Origin of the sequence: Devosia honganensis (assembly GCF_042648785.1) — a bacterium.
GTDB classification, from domain to species: domain Bacteria; phylum Pseudomonadota; class Alphaproteobacteria; order Rhizobiales; family Devosiaceae; genus Devosia; species Devosia honganensis.
The window spans coordinates 51164-72906 of record NZ_JBHRYD010000010.1 but is presented as its reverse complement, the minus strand read 5'-3'; the positions used below and the strand labels follow the sequence as shown (position 1 = coordinate 72906).

At 65.3% G+C, this 21743-nt stretch carries 17 protein-coding genes, 2 tRNA genes and 1 pseudogene; 7 read left to right on the top strand and 13 right to left on the bottom strand.

Translation table 11 applies throughout. The annotated features are described in order from the left end of the window. Positions 1-39 precede the first annotated feature (39 nt). Complete coding sequence (gene aroC, locus ACFOOL_RS11335; RefSeq protein WP_380097153.1) at positions 40-1155, top strand: chorismate synthase; 1116 nt, start codon at positions 40-42, stop codon at positions 1153-1155. Positions 1156-1194: 39 nt separating this feature from the next. Here aroC and ACFOOL_RS11330 read toward each other — a convergent pair whose 3' ends face one another. Beyond that, positions 1195-2112 (bottom strand): MBL fold metallo-hydrolase, encoded by a 918-nt coding sequence (locus tag ACFOOL_RS11330; RefSeq protein WP_380097152.1) that lies wholly within the window; start codon positions 2110-2112, stop codon positions 1195-1197. Positions 2113-2202: 90 nt separating this feature from the next. Here ACFOOL_RS11330 and ACFOOL_RS11325 point away from each other — a divergent pair, with 90 nt between their 5' ends. Then, positions 2203-2817 carry a biotin transporter BioY gene (locus ACFOOL_RS11325; protein WP_380097150.1) on the top strand — a complete coding sequence of 205 codons (615 nt, stop codon included), beginning with the start codon at positions 2203-2205 and terminating at the stop codon, positions 2815-2817. Between the two features lie 66 nt (positions 2818-2883). Here ACFOOL_RS11325 and ACFOOL_RS11320 read toward each other — a convergent pair whose 3' ends face one another. Next, the gene (locus ACFOOL_RS11320) at positions 2884-3930 is read right to left on the bottom strand and encodes a DNA topoisomerase IB (RefSeq protein ID WP_380097149.1); all 1047 of its coding nucleotides are present in this window, start codon (positions 3928-3930) and stop codon (positions 2884-2886) included. 130 nt (positions 3931-4060) lie between these two features. Between ACFOOL_RS11320 and ku the strand changes: the two genes are divergently transcribed. Both ku and ligD read left to right on the top strand, forming a co-directional pair. After that, positions 4061-4897: a non-homologous end joining protein Ku gene (gene ku, locus ACFOOL_RS11315; RefSeq protein ID WP_380097147.1), complete on the top strand. Its 837-nt coding sequence runs from the start codon at positions 4061-4063 to the stop codon at positions 4895-4897. Positions 4898-4899: 2 nt separating this feature from the next. Beyond that, positions 4900-7410: a DNA ligase D gene (gene ligD / locus ACFOOL_RS11310; RefSeq protein WP_380097145.1), complete on the top strand. Its 2511-nt coding sequence runs from the start codon at positions 4900-4902 to the stop codon at positions 7408-7410. A 107-nt stretch (positions 7411-7517) separates the two neighbouring features. On the opposite strand, the gene ACFOOL_RS11305 is transcribed toward ligD, so the two are convergent. From ACFOOL_RS11305 to ACFOOL_RS11285, 5 genes are all read right to left on the bottom strand, one after another. After that, positions 7518-8612, bottom strand: coding sequence for an ABC transporter ATP-binding protein (locus tag ACFOOL_RS11305; protein ID WP_380097143.1), 1095 nt, complete (start codon positions 8610-8612; stop codon positions 7518-7520). Positions 8613-8616: 4 nt separating this feature from the next. Next, entirely contained in the window at positions 8617-9444 is an 828-nt protein-coding gene (locus ACFOOL_RS11300) for a carbohydrate ABC transporter permease (protein ID WP_380097141.1), read from the bottom strand. Then, entirely contained in the window at positions 9441-10331 is an 891-nt protein-coding gene (locus ACFOOL_RS11295) for a carbohydrate ABC transporter permease (RefSeq protein WP_380097139.1), read from the bottom strand. The genes ACFOOL_RS11300 and ACFOOL_RS11295 overlap by 4 nt, the downstream gene beginning before the upstream one ends. A gap of 65 nt (positions 10332-10396) precedes the next feature. Continuing rightward, the gene (locus ACFOOL_RS11290; RefSeq protein ID WP_380097137.1) at positions 10397-11683 is read right to left on the bottom strand and encodes an ABC transporter substrate-binding protein; all 1287 of its coding nucleotides are present in this window, start codon (positions 11681-11683) and stop codon (positions 10397-10399) included. Positions 11684-11743: 60 nt separating this feature from the next. Further along, positions 11744-14062 (bottom strand): alpha-L-rhamnosidase, encoded by a 2319-nt coding sequence (locus ACFOOL_RS11285; RefSeq protein ID WP_380097485.1) that lies wholly within the window; start codon positions 14060-14062, stop codon positions 11744-11746. A 215-nt stretch (positions 14063-14277) separates the two neighbouring features. On the opposite strand from ACFOOL_RS11285, the gene ACFOOL_RS11280 reads away from it, so the two are divergent. Together ACFOOL_RS11280 and ACFOOL_RS11275 are read left to right on the top strand one after the other, a co-directional pair. Continuing rightward, positions 14278-15303, top strand: a complete 1026-nt coding sequence (locus tag ACFOOL_RS11280) for a LacI family DNA-binding transcriptional regulator (RefSeq protein WP_380097134.1) — start codon at positions 14278-14280, stop codon at positions 15301-15303. Positions 15304-15659: 356 nt separating this feature from the next. Continuing rightward, positions 15660-15794: pseudogene (locus ACFOOL_RS11275) on the top strand (DEAD/DEAH box helicase family protein); the annotation flags it as partial. Between the two features lie 34 nt (positions 15795-15828). Here ACFOOL_RS11275 and ACFOOL_RS11270 read toward each other — a convergent pair. Both ACFOOL_RS11270 and ACFOOL_RS11265 read right to left on the bottom strand, forming a co-directional pair. After that, positions 15829-16878 carry a patatin-like phospholipase family protein gene (locus tag ACFOOL_RS11270; RefSeq protein WP_380097131.1) on the bottom strand — a complete coding sequence of 350 codons (1050 nt, stop codon included), beginning with the start codon at positions 16876-16878 and terminating at the stop codon, positions 15829-15831. A 307-nt stretch (positions 16879-17185) separates the two neighbouring features. Next, positions 17186-17262, bottom strand: a tRNA-Pro gene (locus ACFOOL_RS11265). A 171-nt stretch (positions 17263-17433) separates the two neighbouring features. Between ACFOOL_RS11265 and ACFOOL_RS11260 the strand changes: the two genes are divergently transcribed. Beyond that, positions 17434-17508 (top strand) — tRNA-Gln (locus tag ACFOOL_RS11260). Between the two features lie 106 nt (positions 17509-17614). On the opposite strand, the gene ACFOOL_RS11255 is transcribed toward ACFOOL_RS11260, so the two are convergent. The 4 genes from ACFOOL_RS11255 to ACFOOL_RS11240 all read right to left on the bottom strand — a co-directional run bounded on the left by ACFOOL_RS11255 (position 17615) and on the right by ACFOOL_RS11240 (position 21734). Continuing rightward, positions 17615-18691, bottom strand: coding sequence for an ABC transporter ATP-binding protein (locus tag ACFOOL_RS11255; protein WP_380097129.1), 1077 nt, complete (start codon positions 18689-18691; stop codon positions 17615-17617). A 6-nt stretch (positions 18692-18697) separates the two neighbouring features. Continuing rightward, complete coding sequence (locus ACFOOL_RS11250; protein ID WP_380097128.1) at positions 18698-19507, bottom strand: carbohydrate ABC transporter permease; 810 nt, start codon at positions 19505-19507, stop codon at positions 18698-18700. Positions 19508-19512: 5 nt separating this feature from the next. Further along, positions 19513-20379: a carbohydrate ABC transporter permease gene (locus ACFOOL_RS11245; RefSeq protein ID WP_380097127.1), complete on the bottom strand. Its 867-nt coding sequence runs from the start codon at positions 20377-20379 to the stop codon at positions 19513-19515. Positions 20380-20441: 62 nt separating this feature from the next. Continuing rightward, entirely contained in the window at positions 20442-21734 is a 1293-nt protein-coding gene (locus tag ACFOOL_RS11240) for an ABC transporter substrate-binding protein (protein ID WP_380097126.1), read from the bottom strand. Positions 21735-21743 lie beyond the last annotated feature (9 nt).

The window sequence follows — 21743 nt, the reverse complement described above, 5'->3', positions numbered from 1 at the left end:
GGCGCCTGCCTAGAAAGCCTCAACCCAAGAGGCTGCGCCATGTCTTTCAATACGTTCGGGCATCTTTTCCGTTTCACCACCTGGGGGGAGAGCCACGGGCCGGCTCTGGGCGTGGTGGTGGATGGCTGTCCGCCCGGCATCGCCCTCACCCCTGAAATGATCCAGCGCGATCTCGACCGCCGCCGGCCGGGCCAGAGCAAGTTCACCACCCAGAGGCGCGAGCCGGATGCGGTGCGGATTCTGTCGGGCGTCTTCGAGGACGAGCGCACCGACGGGCCGCGCACCACCGGTACGCCGATCTCGCTGATGATCGAGAACACCGACCAGCGCTCCAAGGATTATTCGGAAATCCGCGACAAATACCGTCCCGGCCACGCCGACTATACCTATGACCAGAAATACGGCATCCGCGACTATCGCGGCGGCGGGCGTACCTCGGCGCGTGAAACGGCGGCGCGGGTGGCGGCGGGCGCGGTGGCGCGGCAGGTGCTGGGGGGCGTCACCATAAGGGCCAGCCTCGTGCAGATGGGGCCGCACAGAATTGATTACGGCAATTTCGACTGGGCGCAGGTGGGCGAGAACCCGTTCTTCTGCGCCGACGCCGAGGCCGCTGCGCTGTGGGCCGACTATCTCGACGGGCTGCGCAAGAGCGGCAATTCCGCCGGGGCGGTGATCGAGGTCGTGGCCGAAGGCGTGCCGGCCGGCTGGGGCGCGCCCATCTACGGCAAGCTGAGCGCCGACCTCGCCTCGGCGATGATGAGCATCAACGCGGTCAAGGCGGTCGAGATCGGCGCCGGCTTCGAGGCGGCGGGCCTCACCGGGGTCGAGAATGCCGACCAGATGCGCGCCGGAGCGGAAAAACCGTATTTCCTCTCCAACAATGCCGGCGGCATTCTGGGCGGGGTCTCCAATGGCGATCCCATCGTGTGCCGTTTCGCGGTCAAGCCCACCTCCTCCATCCTGACGCCGCGCCAGACCGTGACCACCGCGAACGAGGATGCCGACATCGTCACCAAGGGCCGCCACGACCCCTGTGTGGGCATCCGCGCCGTGCCGGTGGGCGAAGCGATGATGGCGCTGGTGCTCGCCGACCACATGCTGCGCCACCGGGGCCAGACCGGACGCGAGGGCGCGGTGGGGTTCGGGCGGGATTGAGGGCCTGCGCCTGACCGGCCCCGTGCAGGCAGGACGGTTCTACGCCAGTGCCAGCCGGGCTTCGGGCCAGCCCCATCTGACCCGCAGATCGCCCCGGGCTTCGAGATATTCGACATGGGCGGTGATGGTCATGCGGGCGGCGATGCGGACTTTCTGCGGCTGGGCCGGATAGATGGCGTCGAGCACCGCGCCGATGGTGCGGGCGCCGCCGGCGATGGCGGCGAGGACCTGTTCGTTGCGCGAGTGCCGATGCGCGAGGAGAGCGGCGGCATAGGCGGGGCCGTCATCGATGGGGCCGCCATGGGCGGGCAGGTAGTGGCGATAGGGCAGGGCGACGACCTTGTCGAGCGAGGCGAGATAATCGGCCATGGAGCCGTCCGGCGTCGAGACCAGCGTGGAGTTCCAGCCCATGACGTGGTCGCCCGTGAGCAGGGTTTCGGTGCCGGCGACGCCGAAGGCGAGATGGTTGGCGCAATGGCCGGGCGTCGTGTGCACGGTGATCTTCAGATCGCCGGCGAGCACCTGTTCGCCATCCGCCAAAATGCGGTCGGGCACCAGCTCCCAGTCGCAGGAGCGGCGAATCGGATTGATCTCGAAGCGGCGCAGCGGGCGCGACAGGCGATGCCGACCCCCGAACCAGAGCGGCGTGCCCAGCGCCCGGGCCCAGCCGGCGGCGGCGGCGCTGTGGTCGCGATGGGTGTGGGTGAGTAGGATCGCCGCGACCGGCCGGCCGGCGATGGCGGCGCCGAGCGCCTCGATATGGGCCGCATCCTCGGGGCCGGGATCGACCAGGGCCAGCTTGTCGTGGCCCAGCAGGAAGGAATTGGTGCCGGTGAACGTATAGGGCGAGGCATTGGGGGCGGTGACCCGCACGACGCCGCGCGCCTCGATCACCGGCTTGCCGGTTTCGGGGATGAAGCTGGTGTCGAAGACGAGGGACGGAGCGGAGCTTGCCATTGCACGGACGATGACGAAAACGTATGAACGGGGAGACCGAACCGGACGTCCCTTCCGGGATGAGGGTTCACCAAGCATGGAAGGTATGAAATGGCCGTGACTTTGACCACGCCCAACACGCTTCTCGGCGTGTTCCAGCCCAAGGGTAACATCGCCAGGCTGGCGAGCAATGCCGCGATCGTCGTGCTGGGCACGATGCTCCTCACCGCTTCCGCCAAGATCAACGTGCCGGTGTGGCCGATTCCGGTGACCATGCAGACCTTCGCCGTCGCCGCCCTGGCCGCCGCCTTCGGCATGCGCATCGGCCTCGCCACCGTCGCCCTCTATCTGCTCGAAGGCGCCATGGGCCTGCCGGTCTTCGCCACGGGCGGCGGCCTCGTCTATCTGGTGGGGCCGACCAGCGGTTTCCTCCTCGGTTTCCTTGCCATGGCGGCCATCATCGGCGCCGCCGCCGACCGCGGCGCCTCCGGGCGCCCGCTGGCGCTCTTTGGCGCCATGCTGGCGGGCACTGCCGTGCTCTATGTCTTCGGCTTCGCCTGGCTCGTCGCCATGGCCGGCCAGGCCGCCTGGGTCGACCAGAGCAATGTCCTCGTCTCGGCCTTCGCCAAGGCCGTGCAGCCCTTCATCGTCTGGGATGCGCTCAAGATGGGCCTTGCCGCGCTCACCGTCACCGGTGCCTGGGGCCTGTTCGCCGCTAGGCGCTGAGCGGCGACGGATCGACTTGGAAAGGGCCGGTGGCAACGCCGGCCCTTTTTCGTTGCCCGGACGGTCCTATGGTTTCCCCAGCCGGCGCAGGAAGGCGGCGGTTTCGACCTCGTCCTCGTCGAGCCCCGCGACTTGCTTCAGCCGGCCCGAGCGCCGCAGCGTGCCGGCCTGCCAATGCCGGGGAATGGCCGGATGCACATAGCATTGCCGGCAGACGGCGCGGGTATTGCCCAGCCGCGCCGCCACCTGATCGAGCACGGCGTTGATGGTGCGGAGCTGCGCGGTCCGGCTTTCGGGCAGGGGCGCCGCGGCGAAGAGGCCGAAGGCGCGCACGCTGGCCGCCCAGGTGCGGAAATGCTTGGAGGTGAAACCGGGGCCGGCATGGGCGGCGATATAGTCGTTGACGTCGCGCGAGGTGAGCGTCATGACGCCGTCCTCGCCCTCATATTGGAAAAGATGCTGGCCGGGCAGATCCTGCAGGCTCCTGATCAGCCGGGCGATGCGCCGGTCGGCCAGTTGCAGCCGCCACAGCTTGCCGGATTTGCCCTTGAAGTGGAATTTGAGCGTCGGGCCGGCGATGTCGACATGGCGGTTGCGCAGGGTGGTGAGCCCGAAACTCTTGTTGTCGCGCGCATAGGCGGGATTGCCGACGCGGATGAGGCTGTTGTCGAGCAGCCAGACGACGGAGGCGACGACCCGCTCATAGCCGAGGCTGCGCCGGCGCAGGTCGCTTTCGACCTCCTGGCGCAGGCCGGGCAGCGCCCGGGCGAAGGCGGGCAGCGTCTCGAACTTGCTGGCGCTGCGATGCGCCGTCCAATCGGGATGATAGCGATATTGCTTGCGGCCCTTCTCGTCGCGCCCGGTGGCCTGGATATGGCCGCCCGCCTGCCTGCAGATCCACACATCGGTCCAGGCCGGCGGAATGGCGAGCGCGCCGATGCGCGCCAGATCGGCCTTGCCGGGGCGTTGGCCGGCGCCGTCGTCGTAGGAAAAGCCGGTGCCGCGGCGCCGGCGGCGCCAGCCCGGCTCCTCGTCGGATGAAAAGACCAGGGACGGCGCGGGGCCGATTTCCTCGGTCCGCATCCGGTCCAGCACCGCTTTTGCCAGTTTCATTCCGCCTGCCTCGCCATCGTCCCCCAAATGATCGGAACGGCAAGACGTTCCCCGCGCCGCCAAACGTGACCGGAACGGGCGCGCCGATGGGGCGTTGATTGGCAGCACCGATCCATTGGGGGACCATGTCATGCCCGCTTCCCGCCCGATCTGGAAAGGCCAGCTCCGCCTGTCGCTGGTGGCCATTCCCGTCGAGTTGTTCAGCGCCGCCCGCAGCGGCGCCCGGCCCAGCTTCCGCCAGATCCACGAGCCCACCGGCAAGCCCATCCGCTACGAGAAGGTGGTGGCCGGGGTGGGGCCGGTGGACAAGGACGAGATCATCAAGGGCTTCGAATACGAAAAGGGCGACTATGTGCTGTTGACCGACGACGAGATCGACGCGGTCAAGCTCGAGACGCGCAAGACGCTGGAGCTGACCCAATTCGTGGGCGCCTGCGAGATCGACCCGATCTACTACGACAAATCCTATTTCGTCGTGCCCACGGACGAACTGGCCGAGGACGCCTTCCGGGTGATCCGCGACGCCCTGCGCCAGACCGAGCGGGTGGGGCTGGGGCAACTGGCGCTGCGCGGCAAGGAATATCTGGCCGCCATCAAGCCCAGCGGCACCGGGCTGATGCTCGAAACGCTGCACTACGAGAACGAGATCCGCAAGGCGGACCCGTTCTTCGCGCAGATTTCCGGCAAGAAGGCCGAGGCGGAACTGCTGGACGTGGCCACGGCCCTGATCGAGAAGAAGACCGCGCCCTTCGATGCCGGCGCCTTCAAGGACCATTACCAGGCGGCCCTGCACGATCTCATCAAGCGCAAGATGAAGGCCAAGGGCCGCAAGATCACCGCCACCGAGGAGGAGGCGCCCGAGCGGCCGCGCGGCGAGAACGTGGTCGACCTGATGGCGGCGCTCAAGGAAAGCCTCGAAGGCAGCGGCGGCAAGGCCCGCAAGCCCTCGCGCCGGAAGGCGGGCTGACCATGGCGGGCAAGGCCGAAGACCTGCTGCGGGACTACCGGGCCAAGCGCAATTTCGCCCGCACCCAGGAGCCGTCGGGCGACGACGCGAACCTGCCGGAAGCCGGGCGCGGCAGTTTCGTCGTCCAGAAGCACGACGCGACGCGCCTGCACTACGATTTCCGCATCGAGCTCGACGGGGTGCTCAAGAGCTGGGCGGTGACCAAGGGACCGTCCAACAATCCCGCCGACAAGCGGCTGGCGGTGCGGGTGGAGGATCATCCGCTCGACTATGGCGGCTTCGAGGGGACCATTCCCGAGGGCGAATATGGCGGCGGCACGGTGATGCTGTGGGACCGGGGCACCTGGGAGCCGCTGGGCGACCCGCATGAGGGATTGGAAAAGGGCGACCTCAAATTCCGCCTGTTCGGTGAACGGATGAAGGGCGAATGGGTGCTGGTGCACATGAAGGGGCGCGACACCAAAAGGCGTTCCGGGCCGGACCGGGAGAACTGGCTGCTGATCAAGCACCGCGACGCCTATGCGCGCGACAAGGATACGCTGACCACGCGCTTCACCCGCTCGGTGGCCACGGGCCGCGATTTCAAGGGCATCGCCGGCGGCGCGGCGCCGGAAAAGGCCAGCAAGGTGCCGGCCAAAGCGGTCTGGCATTCGGATGGCGGCGAGGTGCCCGCCTTCCGCCCGGTGCAGCTCGCCACGCTGGTCGACAGCGTGCCGGCGGGCGAGGACTGGCTGTTCGAGATGAAATATGACGGCTATCGCTGCCTTGCCGCTATCGCCGGCGACAGCGTGCGCCTTTATACGCGCAGCGGGCTCGACTGGACCGACCGGTTCGGCGCGCTGGTGGCGCCGCTGCGCAAGCTGCGGATCGGCTCGGCGCTGATCGATGGCGAGGTCTGTGCCTTCGATGCCAAGGGGCGCACCGATTTCACCACGCTCAAGAACGTCCTCAGCAATGGCGGGCGGCTCGAATATTTCGCCTTCGACCTTTTGGAAGCGGACGGAAAGGACCTCAGCAAGTTGCCTCTCGTCGAGCGCAAGGCGCGGCTGGAGAAACTGCTGGGCAAATCGGCGCGACAGGACCCGGTGCAATATTCCTCGCATGTGCGCGGACACGGCCAGAAAGTGCTCGATGCGCTGTGCAGCGAGGGGCATGAGGGCACCATCGCCAAGCGCGCCGGCGCCCCCTATCGCGGCGAGCGCAGCAAGGACTGGCTCAAGATCAAATGCCTGCACCGGCAGGAATTCGTCATCGGCGGCTGGTCGCCCTCGAGCAAGCGCCGGGGGTTCGCCTCGCTGCTGCTCGGCGCCTGGGAAGGCGACAGGCTGATCTATCGCGGACGGGTGGGAACCGGGTTCAGCCAGGATCTGCTGGAGGAGATATTCGGGCGATTGCAGAAGCTGGCGCGCAAGACCAGCCCCTTCGCGGCGGTGCCGCGCGAGATCGCCCGCCACGCCAGATGGACGAGGCCGGAACTGGTCGGCGAGATTGCCTATACCGAGATGACGGGGGACGGCATTCTGCGCCATCCCTCATTCATCGGCCTGCGCGGCGATAAGCCGGCCAAGGAGGTTCGCATGGAAGAGCCGCAACCCATAGAGGACGATGGCGAGGAGGTGGCCGAACGCCTCGGCGTGCGGCTGACCTCGCCCGACCGGGTGGTCTATCCGGGGCAGGGCATCACCAAATCGGCGCTGGTGGCCTATTACGAGGCGGTTGCCGAGGCCATGCTGCCCCATATCGCCAACCGGCCGCTCAGCCTGGTGCGCTGCCCGCAGGGCCGGGCGAAGCAGTGCTTTTTCCAAAAGCACGATACCGGCGGCTTTCCGCCCCAGCTACGCTCGGCCCCGATCACCGAAAAGGACGGCGAAAAGAAGGATTACTTCTTTATCGAGGACCTGGCGGGGCTGGTGGCCGGCACGCAGATGAACGTGCTCGAATGGCATATCTGGGGCTCGCATTTCCCCGCAGTGGAGCAGCCGGACCGGCTGGTCTTCGACATCGACCCCGATATCGGCCTCGATTTTTCCGCCATCACCGGCGCCGCCACTGACATCCGCGACCGGCTGGAGGCGCTGGGCCTGGTCAGCTATGCCATGGTGTCGGGCGGCAAGGGCATCCATGTGGTGGTGCCGCTCGAGCCCGGCAAGACATGGCCCGGGATCAAGGCCTTCTGCCGCGCCATCGCGCAGAACCTGGCGGCGGAGGAGCCGCAGCGCTTCACCGCCAATCTCTCCAAGGCACAGCGCAAGGGGCGGCTCTTTCTCGACTATCTGCGCAACGAACGCGGCTCGACCGCCATCTGTCCCTGGTCGGTCCGCTCGCGCGAAGGCGCCCCGGTGGCCGTGCCGGTGAGCTGGGACGAGGTGAAGGGGCTCAAGCGGGCCAATGGCTTTTCGCTCGACGCCGCGGCGCAGCGGGCGCGGAGCGGGGATGTCTGGGAGGGATATTTCAAGCAGCGCCAGAAGCTGACGGACAAGATGCTGAAAGCGGTGGGGGCGGAGGCGGAATAGGGGTGCCCGGGGTGTGGAAAGGTGGATTGCCGGAACGAGTCCGGCAATGACGGATGGGAGGGGTCCGGTAAGATGTGCCGGGGGATAGGGCAGGAGAAATTTGTCGATCAGCCGCCTTCCCGTGCGGGTAGCAGGGCGCGCCCCTGGGTATCGAACAGCAGGGCTTTGGCGGGATCGACGCCCAGCGCCAGGCTTTCGCCGCGGCGGAGCGCCTGGTCGCCACCCAGGACGGCCAGCCAGGAGGCGCCGGAGGGCAGTTCGAGATTGACGATGGTTTCGTTGCCCAGCCGCTCGACCAGGCCAATACGCCCCACGATGGAGGTGGCGGCGGTAGCCGTCAGATCGTGCGGGCGCACGCCCAGGGTCAGCCGGTCGCCGGCGTGCAGCCCGGCAGTGGGCGCGGCGACGGCGAGGCCCACCACGTCCTGCCCGCTGACGACGACGGCATCGCCATCGGATTTTTCGACCTCGACGGCAATGAAGTTCATCTTGGGCGAGCCGATGAAGCCGGCGACGAACAGATTGGCCGGACGCTGATAGAGCTCGATGGGACTGCCCACCTGCTGCACGACGCCCCCATCGAGCACCACGATCTTGTCGGCCAGCGTCATGGCCTCAACCTGATCGTGGGTGACGTAGATCATGGTCGAGCCCAGATCGTTGTGGAGCCGGGCCAGTTCCATGCGCATGTCGACGCGCAGCGCGGCATCGAGATTGGACAGGGGCTCGTCGAACAGGAACACCTCGGGCTGGCGCACGATGGCGCGGCCGATGGCGACGCGCTGGCGCTGGCCGCCGGAAAGCTGGCTGGGCTTGCGCTCGAGCAGATGCTCCATCTGGAGGATGCGGGCGGCCTCGCGGATCTTCCTGTCGCGGATATCCCGGGGCGTACGGGCGAGCTTCAGCCCGAACCCGACATTGTCGTAAACGCTCATATGCGGATAGAGCGCGTAGTTCTGGAACACCATGGCGATGCCCCGGTCGCGCGGCTCGACATGGTTGCACAGCACCTCGCCGATCCACAATTCGCCCGCCGAAATCTCCTCGAGGCCCGCGATCATGCGCAATAGCGTGGACTTGCCGCAGCCCGAGGGGCCGACAAAGACGACGAACTCGCCATGGTCGATGCTGAGGTCGACCCCCTTGATGACCTCGACATTGCCATAGCTCTTGTGGAGCGATCTGAGGGTCAGTCCGGCCATGGGATCATCCTTTGACGGCGCCTGCGGTCATGCCTGCCACGATCTGCCGGTTGAAGAACAGGAAGACGATCAGCGGCGGGACGGTGATCAGCAGGATATTGGTGAACAGCAGATTGTAGGCGGTGCTGAACTGGCTCTGGAAATTATAGAGGGTCAATTGCACCGTGGCATTGGCGTTGCCGGGCAGGTAGTAGAGCGGATTGGTGAAATCGTTGAAGATGCCCACCGACTGCACCACGATATTGGTGACGGTGACAGGCCACAGCAGCGGCAGGATGACCCGGAAGAAGACGTCCAGCGGCCGCGCGCCATCGATGATCGCGGCTTCGTCCAATTCACGCGGGATGGTGGCGATGAAGGCGCGGTAGAGGATGATCGAGAAGGGCAGGTTATAGGCCACTTCGATGAGGATCATGCCGTGCAGCGTGCCGAAGAGCCGGAGGCCCTGGAGCAGCCAGATGGTGGGCACGACGGCCGGCGGGATCATCAGCCCGGCCAGGATCAGGAATTCGATGAGCCCGTTCCAGCGCGTCCTGCGGCGCGCCAGCACATAGCCCACCATGGCCGCGAAGACGACCAGCAGGGTGACGCTGGCCACGGTGATCAGCGAGGAATTGAAGAAGGCGGTGACCATCATCCAGTTCCGCGTCGTCACCACCTCGACCAGATTGTCCCAGAGATGGAAGCCCTCGGGCCAGGAAAAGTCGCGCAGGGCGGCCTGTTTCCGGTCCTTGAAGGCCATGAGGATGATGAACAGGAACGGGATGACGAAAACCACGAAGGTGACGGCGATGGCGGCGACGCCGCCGATGAGCGAGGCGCGCGGCTTCATTCGTGGCCCTGCCTGCGGTTGAGGAACATGGTCAAGGGCACGACGAGCACGGCGATGAGGATGAAGAGCACCACATTGCCGGCGGTCGACAGGCCGTAAAAGCCTGCCTGGTACTGCTTGTAGATCACCGAAGCGATGGTGTCGGAGGCGAAGCCCGGCCCGCCCCGCGTCATCGCCCAGATGAGATCGAAGGTGCGCAGCCCGCCGATGAAGCTGAGGATGATCACCGTGGCGGTGGCAGGGCGGCTGAGCGGCAGGGTGACGTAGAAGAAGTTCTGTAGTTTCGTTGCGCCGTCGATGCGGGCGGCCTCGTAATAGTCGCGCGGAATGGCGACGAGGCCGGCGATATAGATGACGGTGGCGAGACCCACGCCCTTCCACACATCCACCAGCGCTACCGAATAAAGCGCCAGGCGCGGATCGGTGAGCCAGCCCGGCCCCTTGATGCCGAACAGCGCCAGCCCCTCGTTGATCATGCCGGCGGTGGGGTGCATCAGCACGGTGAAGGTGATGCCCACGCCCACGGTCGAGACCAGCACCGGAAAGAAGATGACCGAGCGCAGATAGCCGCGCGCCACGATCTGGCTGGTCAGCATCACCGCCAGCAGCATGCCGAGCACCACCTTGAGCCCCGAGGTCATCGCCGCGTAGATGACGGTGTTGACCAGACCCTGGATGAGGAACGGCTCGCGCAGGAACTGGGCGAAGTTCTCAAGGCCGATGAAGACGGAATCGAACAGCGTCCAGCGCGTGAGGCTGAAATAGAGCGAGGCGAAGGTGGGAACCAGGAACAGCACCCCGTAGATGATGGCGGCGGGCAGGAAGAACCAGCCCGGATAGGCCGTCCGGCCTTTGCGTCCCGGCACGGGGGCAGTGGCGATTGCCATGGAATACCTCGCAGTGAGACCGACCCCGAAGCTACACCTTCGGGGCCGGTTCGTCCCGGTTCCGCTTACCAGCCGGGCAGGCCGAGCTGCTGGGCCTGCTTGCGCACGTCCTCGTCGTAAAGGGCGGCACCGTCGGCGGCCGAGCGGATGAGGGTGCCGACCTCGACGGTGATCTGCTCGAGCGCGGGGCCCTTGACCGGCGAGAGGAATTCCAGCGCCGGGGCATTGTTCCCGCCCGCCTCGAAATAGGGCAGCATGTCGGCCACCGAAGGCGGTATGTCGGTGGGCGGCACGCAGCCATCGACCATATAGGGGCCGGTGGCGCCCACCGCCTGGTTGCGCACCTCGCAGCCCTCGGGGCTGACCATGAAGGCGACGAAGGCCCGGGCCGCGTCGGGATTGGCGCTGTTGGCGGCGATATAGACCGAATCGGGCATCCACACGGTCAGCCCGTTGCTGTCGGCGCTGTCGCCGGGCTGGGCGAAGAAGCCCACATCGTCCAGGTTCTCCGGCGCGGTTTCGGCGATGGCGCCGATGGCGAAGGTCAGCATGGGATAATGCGCGCCCTCGCCGGTGGCGACCATGCGCACGCCGTCGGCATAGGTGGCGGCGCCGAAATCCTCGTTGAAATAGCCGGCCTCGGCGACCTCCTGGAGCTTTTCGAACCCGCGCAGCGCCGCCGGCGTGGTGGCGAACTTCGCCTCGTTGGCGGTGTATTTCTCGGCGAAGTCCGGCACTTCGGCCAGAACGTTGTAGAAATCGGCGAGCACGAAGAGCTGGCTGGTCCAGGTGTCGGCATAGGTCTGGATGACCGCCACCTTGCCCGCCGCCTTGATGGCGGCGTTATTGGCCATGAACGCCTCCCAGGATCTGGGGATGTCGAGCCCCAGTTCCTCATAGATGGGAATGTTGTAGAAGATGCCTCCGCCCATGGCCGGGGCCCAGGGCGCGCCATAGACGTCCTCGCCGGCGGTCACCACGCGCTTGAAGCTGTCCTGCACCCGCTCCTGCCAGTCCTCGCCGGTGAGCGGCATCAGGTTCTGCTGCGGGTTGATGGCCTGGAACAGCGAGCCGGAATTGTAGAGAAAGACATCGGCCATGGCTCCGGTGGCCAGCCGCGTCTTGACGATGTTGTCGCCCTCGCCGCCGCCCGGGCGCACCTCGACGTCGATGCTGACATCGGGGTTGACCTGGGCATAGGCCTCCACCAGCGCCTCGGCCACCGCGATGGATTGCGGGCCGTTGTCGACGAGGAACGTCAGATGGCCCGACTGGGCCTGGACGGCGCCCGCCGTCAGCAGCAGGCCCAGCGTGCTGGCGCCCGCCAGGGCGGCAATTCTGGTCTTGATCATGGTCTCTCCTCCCATTCGGCCCGCTCCATGCGGACCTTGGCTTGCGCCCGCCGTCCCCGATCAGGGCGTGCGGGCATTGATGCTCGGTCCCCGCTTTTCCTCCCGGACGGGGGCCGAATAATCGAACCTCAGCACATGGCGCCCGGGCCCGATGGCTTCGGCGCCGGTGCCGGCAAGGGTCGTGCCGTCGAGCACGGCATTACGATAGGCGGGGCTGAGCACCAGCCGCCCCCGGGCGCCCTGCGGTATCTCGAATTCGTAGCGCACGGCCTCGCCCTCGACCGACCAATTGACCGCGATGCGCCCGCGCGCGCTGTCGTGGTCGGCCGAAACCGGCGACAGTTCCGGAATGATCACCGGCTCGAAGACGATGGTGCCGAAACCCGGATCGTCGGCATCCGGCCGGAACCCTGCGACCCCTTCGAACAGGAACTGGCACACCGCGCCATAGGCGTAGTGATTGTAGGAATTCATCTGCGGATTGTAGATGCTGCCATCGGGCTGGATCGCGTCCCAGCGCTCCCAGATCGTGGTGGCGCCCATCTTCACCTGATAGAGCCAGCCCGGGACCTCCTCCTGAAGGAACATCTCGGCGGCGACGCCCCATTCCCCGATCTTGACCAGCGCCGGCAGCAGGGCGGGCGTGCCGATGAAGCCGGTACCGATGCGGCCGTCCGTGCGCGCGATGGCATTGAGGAAATAGGCCTTGGCGGCCTCGCGCCGGTCCTGTGGGATGAGATCGTGCAGAAAGGCCAGCGCATAGGAGGTCTGGTCGTCATAGGCCAGCCGTCCCGACGGGGTGACGAATTCGTGCTGGAAGGCGGTCCTGACCTGTTCGGCCATGGCGGCGAGCCGCGTTTCCGCCTCGTGCTCCCCCAGCAGGCGGGCAATCGCGGCGACCTGGCTGGCGGCGATGAACAGATAGATGGTGGCGGCGGCGTCGTCCCCGATGGTGGGCAGCGGCTTGGCGCTGGGGCCGCCCGGCTGCAGCCAGTCGCCGAAGGAAAAGCCGCGCGCGCCCCAGGCGCGGGGCGGGGACACCACCGGCCCGTCGCTGATCGACCAGACGAAGTCCACCCACTTCACCATGGCGGGCAGCAGCTCGCGCAGAATATCCCGGTCGCCATAATGCAGATAGAGCTGCCAGGGCACCGCATAGATGGCGTCGCCCCAGCCGGTCGAGCCGTAAAAGCCCGGATAATCCTGCGGTGCGAGGCGGGTGGGGTCGGGCGAGACATGGGGGACGGCGCCGTCCTCGCGCTGGTCGACCGCGAGATCGCGCAGCCATTTGCGGAAAAAGCCCTGCACATCGGCCAGATAGCAGGCCGTGCCGGCAAAGACCTGCGCATCGCCGGTCCAGCCCAGGCGCTCGTCGCGCTGCGGGCAATCGGTCGGCACCTCGATGAAATTGGCGCGCTGCGACCACAGCGTATTGAGCACCAGCCGGTCGACCAGCCCATTGCCGGAGGTGAAGCGCCCCTTGACCTGGGTGACCGAACTGACCGGCACCGAGACGATGTCGAGCAGTTCGGCCCCGCCTTCGATGGTTACGCGCGCATAGCGATAGCCCTGGAAGGTGAAGACGGGACGGTAATGCTCCTCGCCGCTGCCGGCCAGGACATATTCGACGCGCGCCGCGGCGGTGCGATAATTGCCGTTGTAGAATTGCCCCTCCTGGTCGAGCACCTCGCCATGCTCGACGACGATGCGGGCGCCGGCGGCGCCACGCACGGTGATGGCGACATTGCCGCCGGCATTCTGGCCGAAATCGTAAACCGTGCGCCCCTCGCCATCGCTCCAGCTCCTGGTCACCGGCAGCGGTTCCAGCTCCCGGACCGGCGTGGTTTCGTGCGGCACGAGGATCGAGCGGTCGAAATCCATGACGGCGGTGCCGGCAGAGGCCTCGGGCACGATGCGGGCGTCGTAGATCTCGCCGAAATAAATGCCCGATTTGCGCACCGGCAATTCACCGCTTTCCCAACTGGCGTCGGTGACGAGCAAGGGCGCGCCGGCGCCCGGGGCGCCATGCAGTTCGGCAATGGCGGCGATGTGCTCGCCCCAGGTGTTGAAGATGGGATGCCGGCCCCACATCATCTGCGAGCGCAGCCAGCCATCGGCCAGCCAGATCTCGATGCGGTTCTCGCCCTCCCGCAGCAGGTCGCCGACCGGATAGGTCTGATAGCTGAGGCGCCGGTCATAGGCGGTCCAGCCCGGGGTGAGAAGATCGTTGCCGACGCGCCTGCCATTGATGAAGGCGCGATAGAGCCCCAGCGCACTGATATGCAGCATCTCGGTGCCGCGCGGCGCCGGCAGGACGAAGCTCCTGGCGACGAAGCTGGCAGGGGTGCCCACGCCCCGGTCGGAAAGCGGCCGGATCATCCGCGCGCTCCACTCGAGCCGCGCCGGCCCCGCGCTGCCGGTCTCGATTGCCGCCGCTTCGTTCACCCTGGCCTCCCCTCGCCTGACGCATTTATGTAGAATGTTCTACGTGCATCGTTCTACGTTTTCCGGCGTTTGGCAATAGAAAATCTTGCGCTGGAGAGGGATGGAGTGGCACATGGATGGGTGGACATCGGAATGGAGGGCGCCGGACCATGGCGAAGAACGGGGCGGAAAAGCGGTCCCGCCGGGTGACGATCCGGGAGGTCGCCGAAGACGCCGAGGTTTCCGTGGCCGCCGTCTCCAAAGTCCTGCGCGACGCCTATGGCGTCTCCGACGCCCTGCGCAGCAAGGTCCGCGCCTCGATGGACAAGCTGGGCTACCGCCCGCTGGCGGCGGCGCGCGGCATGCGGGGCCAGACCTATACGATCGGCATCGTGCAGCCCGATCTGCGCAACCCCTTCTTCGCCGACATCATGACCGGGGTAGACAATGCGCTCGAGCGCACGCAGTACCGGACGCTGATCGGGATCAGCCAATCCTCGACCGACGGGGAAGTGGCGGCCGTCGATGCCATGATCGATCGCCAGATGGACGGTATCCTGCTGATCGGCGCCATCACGAACCGCGGCAATCTCGACGCTTTCGCACGCGGCAAGCCGCTGGTGACCATCGGCCACCACGAGCCGGCCGCAACGCTTTTCGACACCGTCAACACCAATGACCAGCAGGGCGCCATGCTGGCGGTCCGGCACCTGGCGGCCAATGGCTACAAGCGCATCGCCATGCTCAGCCTCAACAGCGACACCTCCACCATCATCGCCGAGCGCGAGATCGGCTATCGCCGCGCCATGATGGAGGCGGAACTGGGCCGGCATATCCAGGTGGTGCATTCGGCCCAGACGCCGCGCGAGGCGCAGATCACCGCAAGGCGCATGCTCGAGCCGGCCTCGCGCCCGGAGGCGATTTTCTGCTGGACCGACTTCATCGCCCTCGAGGTCATCAGCGTGGCGACCGAACTGGGCCTGCGCATCCCCCAGGATGTCGGCATCGTGGGCTATGACAATACCATGTATTGCGATTTCGCCCAGAACGGCCTTTCCAGCATCGACCAATCGGGAGAATTGCTCGGCTTGCAGGCGACGCGCCTGCTGATCGAACGGATCAAGGGCCGCGACGAGGCGGAACATTTCGTGGTCACGCCCCGCCTGGTGGCGCGCCGCAGCTCAAGCAGAAGATAGGTTCGCTCGATCGGCGGCGGCCGAAAGGGTTTGCGGGTATTTTTTCACGAGGTCGCAAGCGTGAAGATCGGCCCCTCAGCGCGGCCGCGGGGCGGCGAACGTCCTTCTGCGATAGCGGCTGTAGGAGCCGGGGCGGGCGGTCGTATAGGCCAGCACGGCCAGGGTTCCCAGTATCATCAAGGCAACGGTCATATCTTCTCCTCCGATGCCGAGGATAACCGTTCTCCCTCCCCGCGGTTCCATCACAGCAAGGCAGGCAGCGCGCCGACGCCTCCGGGGCCGCCGAAGCGAGCCGCGGAGAGCCAGGCTGCCATGGCGGCCAATTCCGCCAATCCCGTGGGAAATGGAACGGGAGCCTGGGATACCAGCAGCAGGGCATCGCCGAGACCTACCACGCTGTTGCCGCTGGACGGCGCCGGCCCATGCTCCAGATGCCAACCGGCGCCGGCAAGACCGAGACCGCGGTGAAAATCATCCAGCGCGCCCTGGCCAAGGGCAAGCGTGCATGTGCGCCAGCAAGACGCTTTATCGCGGCGTGTTCTGCCATATGCCCGCCTTGCCGTTGGCAAAGCCGAAGTCGAAGAGCTGCCCCAGCCAGGCTTCGTCGCCCAGCAGGCCCTGGCTTTGGGGAAAGCTGGCTGGAATGGCCGAGAGGCGGAAGGCGATATTGTTACGTGCGGCGGTATTGGCCAATTGCTCGAGATTGGCCCGGCCGAGATATTTCAACAGCGTGGGTACAGCGCGCTCGAGAAGATCCAGACTTGCCAGCCTGGTGACGGTGGCTGGGGTAGGGTCGACCACTCCGTTGAACAGCACATAGAGCTTCTTCGTGCCGCCGCCGCCCTTGTAGCCGCCGGGCATCAGAAGGACCTGCTGGGTCACGCCGCCGTCAACATGCAGTTCATCGATGCGCTGGCCTTGGGCTTCTGCTTCCAGCAATACCGGAGGAAATACACCTGGAACCGCGGTCGAGGCCAGGATGATGCGATGCACCAGGTCAAGCTTGTTGGGAATGTTGCTGACCGCGATGGCGCCGATATCCCAGACCACCGGCCGTTGCGCGTCCAGGTTTGTGGTGCCGACATAGAGCCGCCTTCCCTGCCGATGCCCGGCCGCCACTTCATCGAGTACCCGCTCATCGACCAACTGCCTTATGGCGTCGAGAATGACCGTGTTTTTCAACACCGATGGCGCCCCGAACAGGGCCGAGAGGAAATCGACCCGCATATTGGTCTGCTGGGTAAGGCTCGAAAATGCGGCTTGCAGGCGCCCGTCATGGCGGGAGCCGATAAAGGCGAGAGGGGCCATCATGGCGCCCACGCTGATGCCGGTGACGACTTCAAATTCGGGGCGGTCGCCTCTGGCCGTCCAGCCGACCAGGAAACCGGCACCATAGGCACCATTGATGCCGCCGCCCGACAGGGTCAGATAATCAACGATACCGTCATCGCCCGGCTTGATGCGGGAATGAGTGGTGACGAACTCGGGGTCATCGCCCCAGTAACGGATGACCTGGCTGCCCGTGATGATGCTACTGGCCACCAATTCGGGCGCCAGCGCCTTACGCGGCGGCATAGTTCCGGCACAAGCCGCCAGCAGCAGCGTGGCCCCGATAATTGCACCTATACGGACCAGCAAACGCACCTGCACCGGCACACCCCTCTAACAACCGGCTCTAGGCTAATGCTATCTCTGTTAATATACGTCCTGTCAGACGGGCGAGTTGGCCGATTGGTTGATCTATTGCAAATGCGTGCCAGCTACCGGTCGCCTTCGGCTGAGGTGTCGCTTTTCTCGTTGGCTTTGGCAAGCACAAGCATTGCTAGCCCAGTCGTCAGACGTAGAAAAGGGCTTAGCTTTTTCAGCTAAGCCCTTTTCTAATTGGTCGGAGTAGCGTGATTCGAACACGCGACCCCCTGCTCCCGAAGCAGGTGCGCTACCAGGCTGCGCTATACTCCGCCAGGCTCGCGGCATCCGGGCATTGCCCAGGCTCCGGCAAGGCCGGCCCGCCGCGACGTGGCGGCTTTATAGCCGCGCTCCTATTCCGGTTCAAGCGCCTCTCGCAACCTTTTATCGGGCCCGCGACCATGTTGCGCCCGCTGCCCGAACCGTGTAGGAACCGGCGCCAGTTGGGGCGTCGCCAAGTGGTAAGGCAGCGGTTTTTGGTACCGCCATTCCCAGGTTCGAATCCTGGCGCCCCAGCCATGGCTCTGCGTCTGGTGTCGATGACACGCCGGGACGGGCGCGCGGCACCCAGATCCCAAATTCGACGAGTGCCACACGCAACGGCCATGTCCACGGGCACACGTCGCTAGTTCAGGCGTAAACCGCTGTCGGCCGCGAACAGCGAGGCCTTGGCGATATCGAGAGTGACCGCAACGGTGCTGCCGGCCTCTACGCTGCCAGTTGGAAAGCGGGCAATGGCTTCCTGCCCGCGAATGGTGAGCACCACATTGTCCTCGGGGCCGGTCGGCTCGACGGATTCGACGGTCGCGGATTCGCCGGAACCGGGCTGGGCCAGCACGATGTGTTCCGGGCGCAGGCCGAGCAGCACCGCCTGGCCGGCCGCGATTGGGTCAACCCCCTGAACCGGCACTCTCCAGCCCTTGCCATCATCGAAGCTGATGCCGTCCGCGCCTTTCACCAGCGTACCGGCGAACATATGCATGGTGGGCGAGCCAACGAAACGGGCCACGAACAGGTTCGCGGGGTGGTGATAGACCTCGTGCGGGGTGCCGATCTGCTGAATGTCGCCCTTGTTCATCACCACGATCTTGGTCGCCAGGGTCATCGCCTCGATCTGGTCGTGGGTAACATAGATCATGGTCTTGCCAAGCTGGGCATGCAGCCGCTTGATTTCGGAGCGGGTCTCGACGCGTAAGGTGGCGTCGAGATTGCTGAGCGGCTCGTCGAACAGGAAGACCTTGGGATCGCGTACCAGGGCCCGACCAATGGCAACGCGCTGACGCTGGCCACCCGAGAGCTCACGTGGCCGCCGCTCCAGCAGGGGCTCGATCTGCAGCAGACGGGCTACCTCGCCGACCCGCGATGCAATCTCCGCAGCGGGTATTTTGCGCATGCGCAGGGGAAAACCGATATTCTGCGCCACCGTCATGTTGGGGTAGAGCGCATAGGACTGGAACACCATGGCGACGTCGCGATCGCGCGTGGGCATATCCGTCACCGACCGGCCTTCAATGACGATATCGCCGGAATCAATGGGGTGCAGGCCAGCTATGGCGTGCAGCAAAGTGGATTTGCCGCAGCCCGATGGTCCCAGCAGGACGACGAATTCGCCCTCCTCGGCGTCGACGCTCACCCCTTTGAGCACAGGGACGGCGCCATAAGCCTTCACGATATTCTTGAGTTGAAGCGAAAGCTTGGGCATTGGCGTCTATCCCTTGATGCTGCCGAGCGACATGCCGCGCACGATCTGACCCTGCACCAGCATGCCAAGTATCAGCATGGGCAGCATGACCAGAGTGGCCGCGGCGGTGAGCGGCCCCCATTGCACGCCCTGGAAGGTGAGGAAGGACGTGATGCTGACCGGCAGGGTCTGCGTATCGCGGCCCGTCAGCACCAGCGCGATGAAGAATTCGTTCCAGGTGAACAGCACGCACATGATCAGCGTGGCGATGATGCCACCCTTGGCCACGGGCAGGAACACCTCCCAGAAAATGGTGAACTCACGCGCACCATCGACCTTGGCGGCATCCCGCAATTCGCGCGGAATATCCTCGAAGAAGGTCAGCAGCATGGAGATGGCAAAGGGGATGTTGATGAACGCGTAAACGGCGATCAGCAGCCAGTGATTGTTCAGCAGCTTGAGTTGGGCCGCCAGGAAATAGGTCGGAATGACGAAGATCAGCGGCGGCGCGATGCGCAGGCTCAGCACGAACTTCTCGTTGTTGGACTTGACCGTGTCGCTCTGCTGCACCAGCCCGTAGGCGGCCAGCGCGCCGATGGTCACCGCGATGGTGCTGGCGATGAATGAGACGATCACGCTGTTGACGAAAGCGCGCAGGAAGACGCCATTGCTCAGCACCCGGCCGTAATTGTCCCAGGTCGGCTCAAACAGCCAGACCGGCGGGATGGCAAAGGCGTCGCGGATGGATTTGATCGAGGTGGCAACCACCCAGTAGAGCGGAAACAGCACCACCACGACCAAGGCGGCGATAAGAACATAGAAGGCTATCTTGCGCATCGGTCTTAACCGCTCTTCTTGGGGCGGAAAGCCAGACCATAGACGGCCAGCAGCGCCACATTGGTCAGGATGGTCAGCACCATGGCTATGGTCAAGGCATAGGAAATGTCGAAATTGGTGAAGGCGGCGATATAGCCGTAAAGGTTCAGCGTCTCGGTCGAGAGCGCCGGCCCGCCGCGCGTCATGATATAGAAGATGTCGAAGGCCTTGATGCTGTCGATGGCGCGGATGACGCCGACGACCAGAAGGGCCCGCTGCAGCATGGGCAGCGTAATGTGCCAGAGCACCTGCCATTCGCGGGCGCCATCGACGCGCGCCGCGCTCTGGGGGTCGCCGGGCAGCGCTTCCAGCGAGGCCATGGTCAGCAGCACGACGAACGGCGTCCACTGCCAGATATCGGCAATCAGCAGCGAGAACAGCGCGACATTGGTGCTGCCCAGCCAATCCACCGGCCCGAAGCCGATGACGGACAGCAGATAATTGGCCATGCCGCTCGAGGGATCGAACATGAAGCGCCAGGTCAGCCCCACCACGACGGGGGTCATGACGATAGGCACCAGGATCAGGGCGCGAACGACGCGCTTGCCGGCAAATTCGCGATCCAAAAGCAAGGCGATGCTGAGACCCAGCACCAGTTCGATGCCGGTAGCCAGGACGGTGAACAGCACCGTGCGGCCGAGCGCCGACAGGCCCCGCATGTCGAACAGCAGCCTTGCATAATTGTCGAGGCCGATGAATTGCTGCGCCCCGGGGCGCAGCAACGAGATGTTCTGCACCGTCAGCCACAGCACATAGACTGTGACCACGACGGAGACGGCACCCATGAACACCATGACAGGGCGATAGAAGAGCGTGGTTGCGTCCTTGGTCATGGCCAATCCTCAAAAAGGGGCCCCGTCACGTGGGAGAATGGACGTGACGGAGCCGCCTGCACTCAACGCGAGAGCGCAGCCGCGTTAGCGGCGTCCGCCTCGGCCAATGCGTCGGTAGCACTTGCCGTGCCGGCAAGGACCTTGGACACCGCAATGCCGGCATTGTTGATGATCTCATTGGCGGCAGGAACGGTCGGCAGATATTGCGGATTGCCCTGGTTGATCGAGGCGATCATCGCATCCTTGAAGGCGCCGTAACGGCTGTCGAACGCCTCTGAAGACAAAGCTGCGAGCGAGGTGACGCCGGAATTCGGCGCGATCTCAAGCGATTTGATCTGCTGTTCCTTGGCGGTGGCCCAGGAGGCGAACAGCCAGGCAGCCTCCTTGTTGACCGAAGCCGACGAGATATAGAGGCTATGCACGGCCAGCGAGGACGAGCCGCCCTTGGGCGCGTCGGTTTCCACCGGCACCGGCACGTAGCCGACCTTGCCGACGACCGAAGATATCTCGGGATCTTCGTTGAAGGCGCCGTTCACCGTGGCATCGAGCGTCATTCCTGCCTTGCCCTGCTGGAAGAGAACGCGGTTTTCTTCCCAGCCGAAATTGGCGACGCCCACTGGACCGTAATCGCGCAGCACGCGCGCGAAGGCTTCTAGCGACTCGGCCGCTTCGGGTGTTCCCAGCGCCGAGCCTCCTTCGGCATCGATGAACTCACCGCCGAAGCCCCAGAGATAGCCCGCCCAGACATAGACGCTATGGATGCCCTGGGCGCCGCGCATGGTGATGCCGGTGATCTCGCCGTTCGACTTTTCCTTGATCGTCCTGGCGGCGTCCTCGATATCGGCAAAGCTCGTCGGCACCGCAATGCCGTATTCCTCAAACAGGTCCTTGCGATACATGAGGAACGTGCTCTCGCCGTAAACGGGCAGACCGTAGAGCTTGCCGTCGACGAGATTGGTGTTGAGATAGCCCGGCACGAAATCGTCACGGTCGATGAAGCTGGGGTTCTGCGCCTCGAGCTCATCGAGGGGCTCGACATATCCAGCCTCCACGAAGCCCGGCACGAAGATGATGTTGTTCTGTACCACGTCATAGCGGCCCGACCCCGAGGAGAATTCGAGCAGCGTCTTGGCGGTGATATCGGATTCAGGCACAACTTCGAGTTCGACTTCGATGCCGGTGGCTTCGGTGAATTCGGGCAGCAATGCCTGAATGCCATCGGTGGTCGGGTGCCCTTCCATCAGCACGGCAAGGCGCGTGCCGGCATATGGCTTGCTGGCATCCTGCGCAAAGGCCGGCATGGCAGTCGAGGCGGCAAGCGCCGCTGTCAGCACGATCAGATGACGTCTCTTCATGGTTCCATT

Coding starts and splice junctions, on each gene's coding strand:
- aroC (WP_380097153.1), top strand. CDS start 40: ATGTCTTTCAATACGTTCGGGCATCTTTTCCGTTTCACCACCTGGGGG.
- ACFOOL_RS11330 (WP_380097152.1), bottom strand. CDS start 2,112: ATGGCAAGCTCCGCTCCGTCCCTCGTCTTCGACACCAGCTTCATCCCC.
- ACFOOL_RS11325 (WP_380097150.1), top strand. CDS start 2,203: ATGGCCGTGACTTTGACCACGCCCAACACGCTTCTCGGCGTGTTCCAG.
- ACFOOL_RS11320 (WP_380097149.1), bottom strand. CDS start 3,930: ATGAAACTGGCAAAAGCGGTGCTGGACCGGATGCGGACCGAGGAAATC.
- ku (WP_380097147.1), top strand. CDS start 4,061: ATGCCCGCTTCCCGCCCGATCTGGAAAGGCCAGCTCCGCCTGTCGCTG.
- ligD (WP_380097145.1), top strand. CDS start 4,900: ATGGCGGGCAAGGCCGAAGACCTGCTGCGGGACTACCGGGCCAAGCGC.
- ACFOOL_RS11305 (WP_380097143.1), bottom strand. CDS start 8,612: ATGGCCGGACTGACCCTCAGATCGCTCCACAAGAGCTATGGCAATGTC.
- ACFOOL_RS11300 (WP_380097141.1), bottom strand. CDS start 9,444: ATGAAGCCGCGCGCCTCGCTCATCGGCGGCGTCGCCGCCATCGCCGTC.
- ACFOOL_RS11295 (WP_380097139.1), bottom strand. CDS start 10,331: ATGGCAATCGCCACTGCCCCCGTGCCGGGACGCAAAGGCCGGACGGCC.
- ACFOOL_RS11290 (WP_380097137.1), bottom strand. CDS start 11,683: ATGATCAAGACCAGAATTGCCGCCCTGGCGGGCGCCAGCACGCTGGGC.
- ACFOOL_RS11285 (WP_380097485.1), bottom strand. CDS start 14,062: ATGATCCGGCCGCTTTCCGACCGGGGCGTGGGCACCCCTGCCAGCTTC.
- ACFOOL_RS11280 (WP_380097134.1), top strand. CDS start 14,278: ATGGCGAAGAACGGGGCGGAAAAGCGGTCCCGCCGGGTGACGATCCGG.
- ACFOOL_RS11270 (WP_380097131.1), bottom strand. CDS start 16,878: ATGCCGCCGCGTAAGGCGCTGGCGCCCGAATTGGTGGCCAGTAGCATC.
- ACFOOL_RS11255 (WP_380097129.1), bottom strand. CDS start 18,691: ATGCCCAAGCTTTCGCTTCAACTCAAGAATATCGTGAAGGCTTATGGC.
- ACFOOL_RS11250 (WP_380097128.1), bottom strand. CDS start 19,507: ATGCGCAAGATAGCCTTCTATGTTCTTATCGCCGCCTTGGTCGTGGTG.
- ACFOOL_RS11245 (WP_380097127.1), bottom strand. CDS start 20,379: ATGACCAAGGACGCAACCACGCTCTTCTATCGCCCTGTCATGGTGTTC.
- ACFOOL_RS11240 (WP_380097126.1), bottom strand. CDS start 21,734: ATGAAGAGACGTCATCTGATCGTGCTGACAGCGGCGCTTGCCGCCTCG.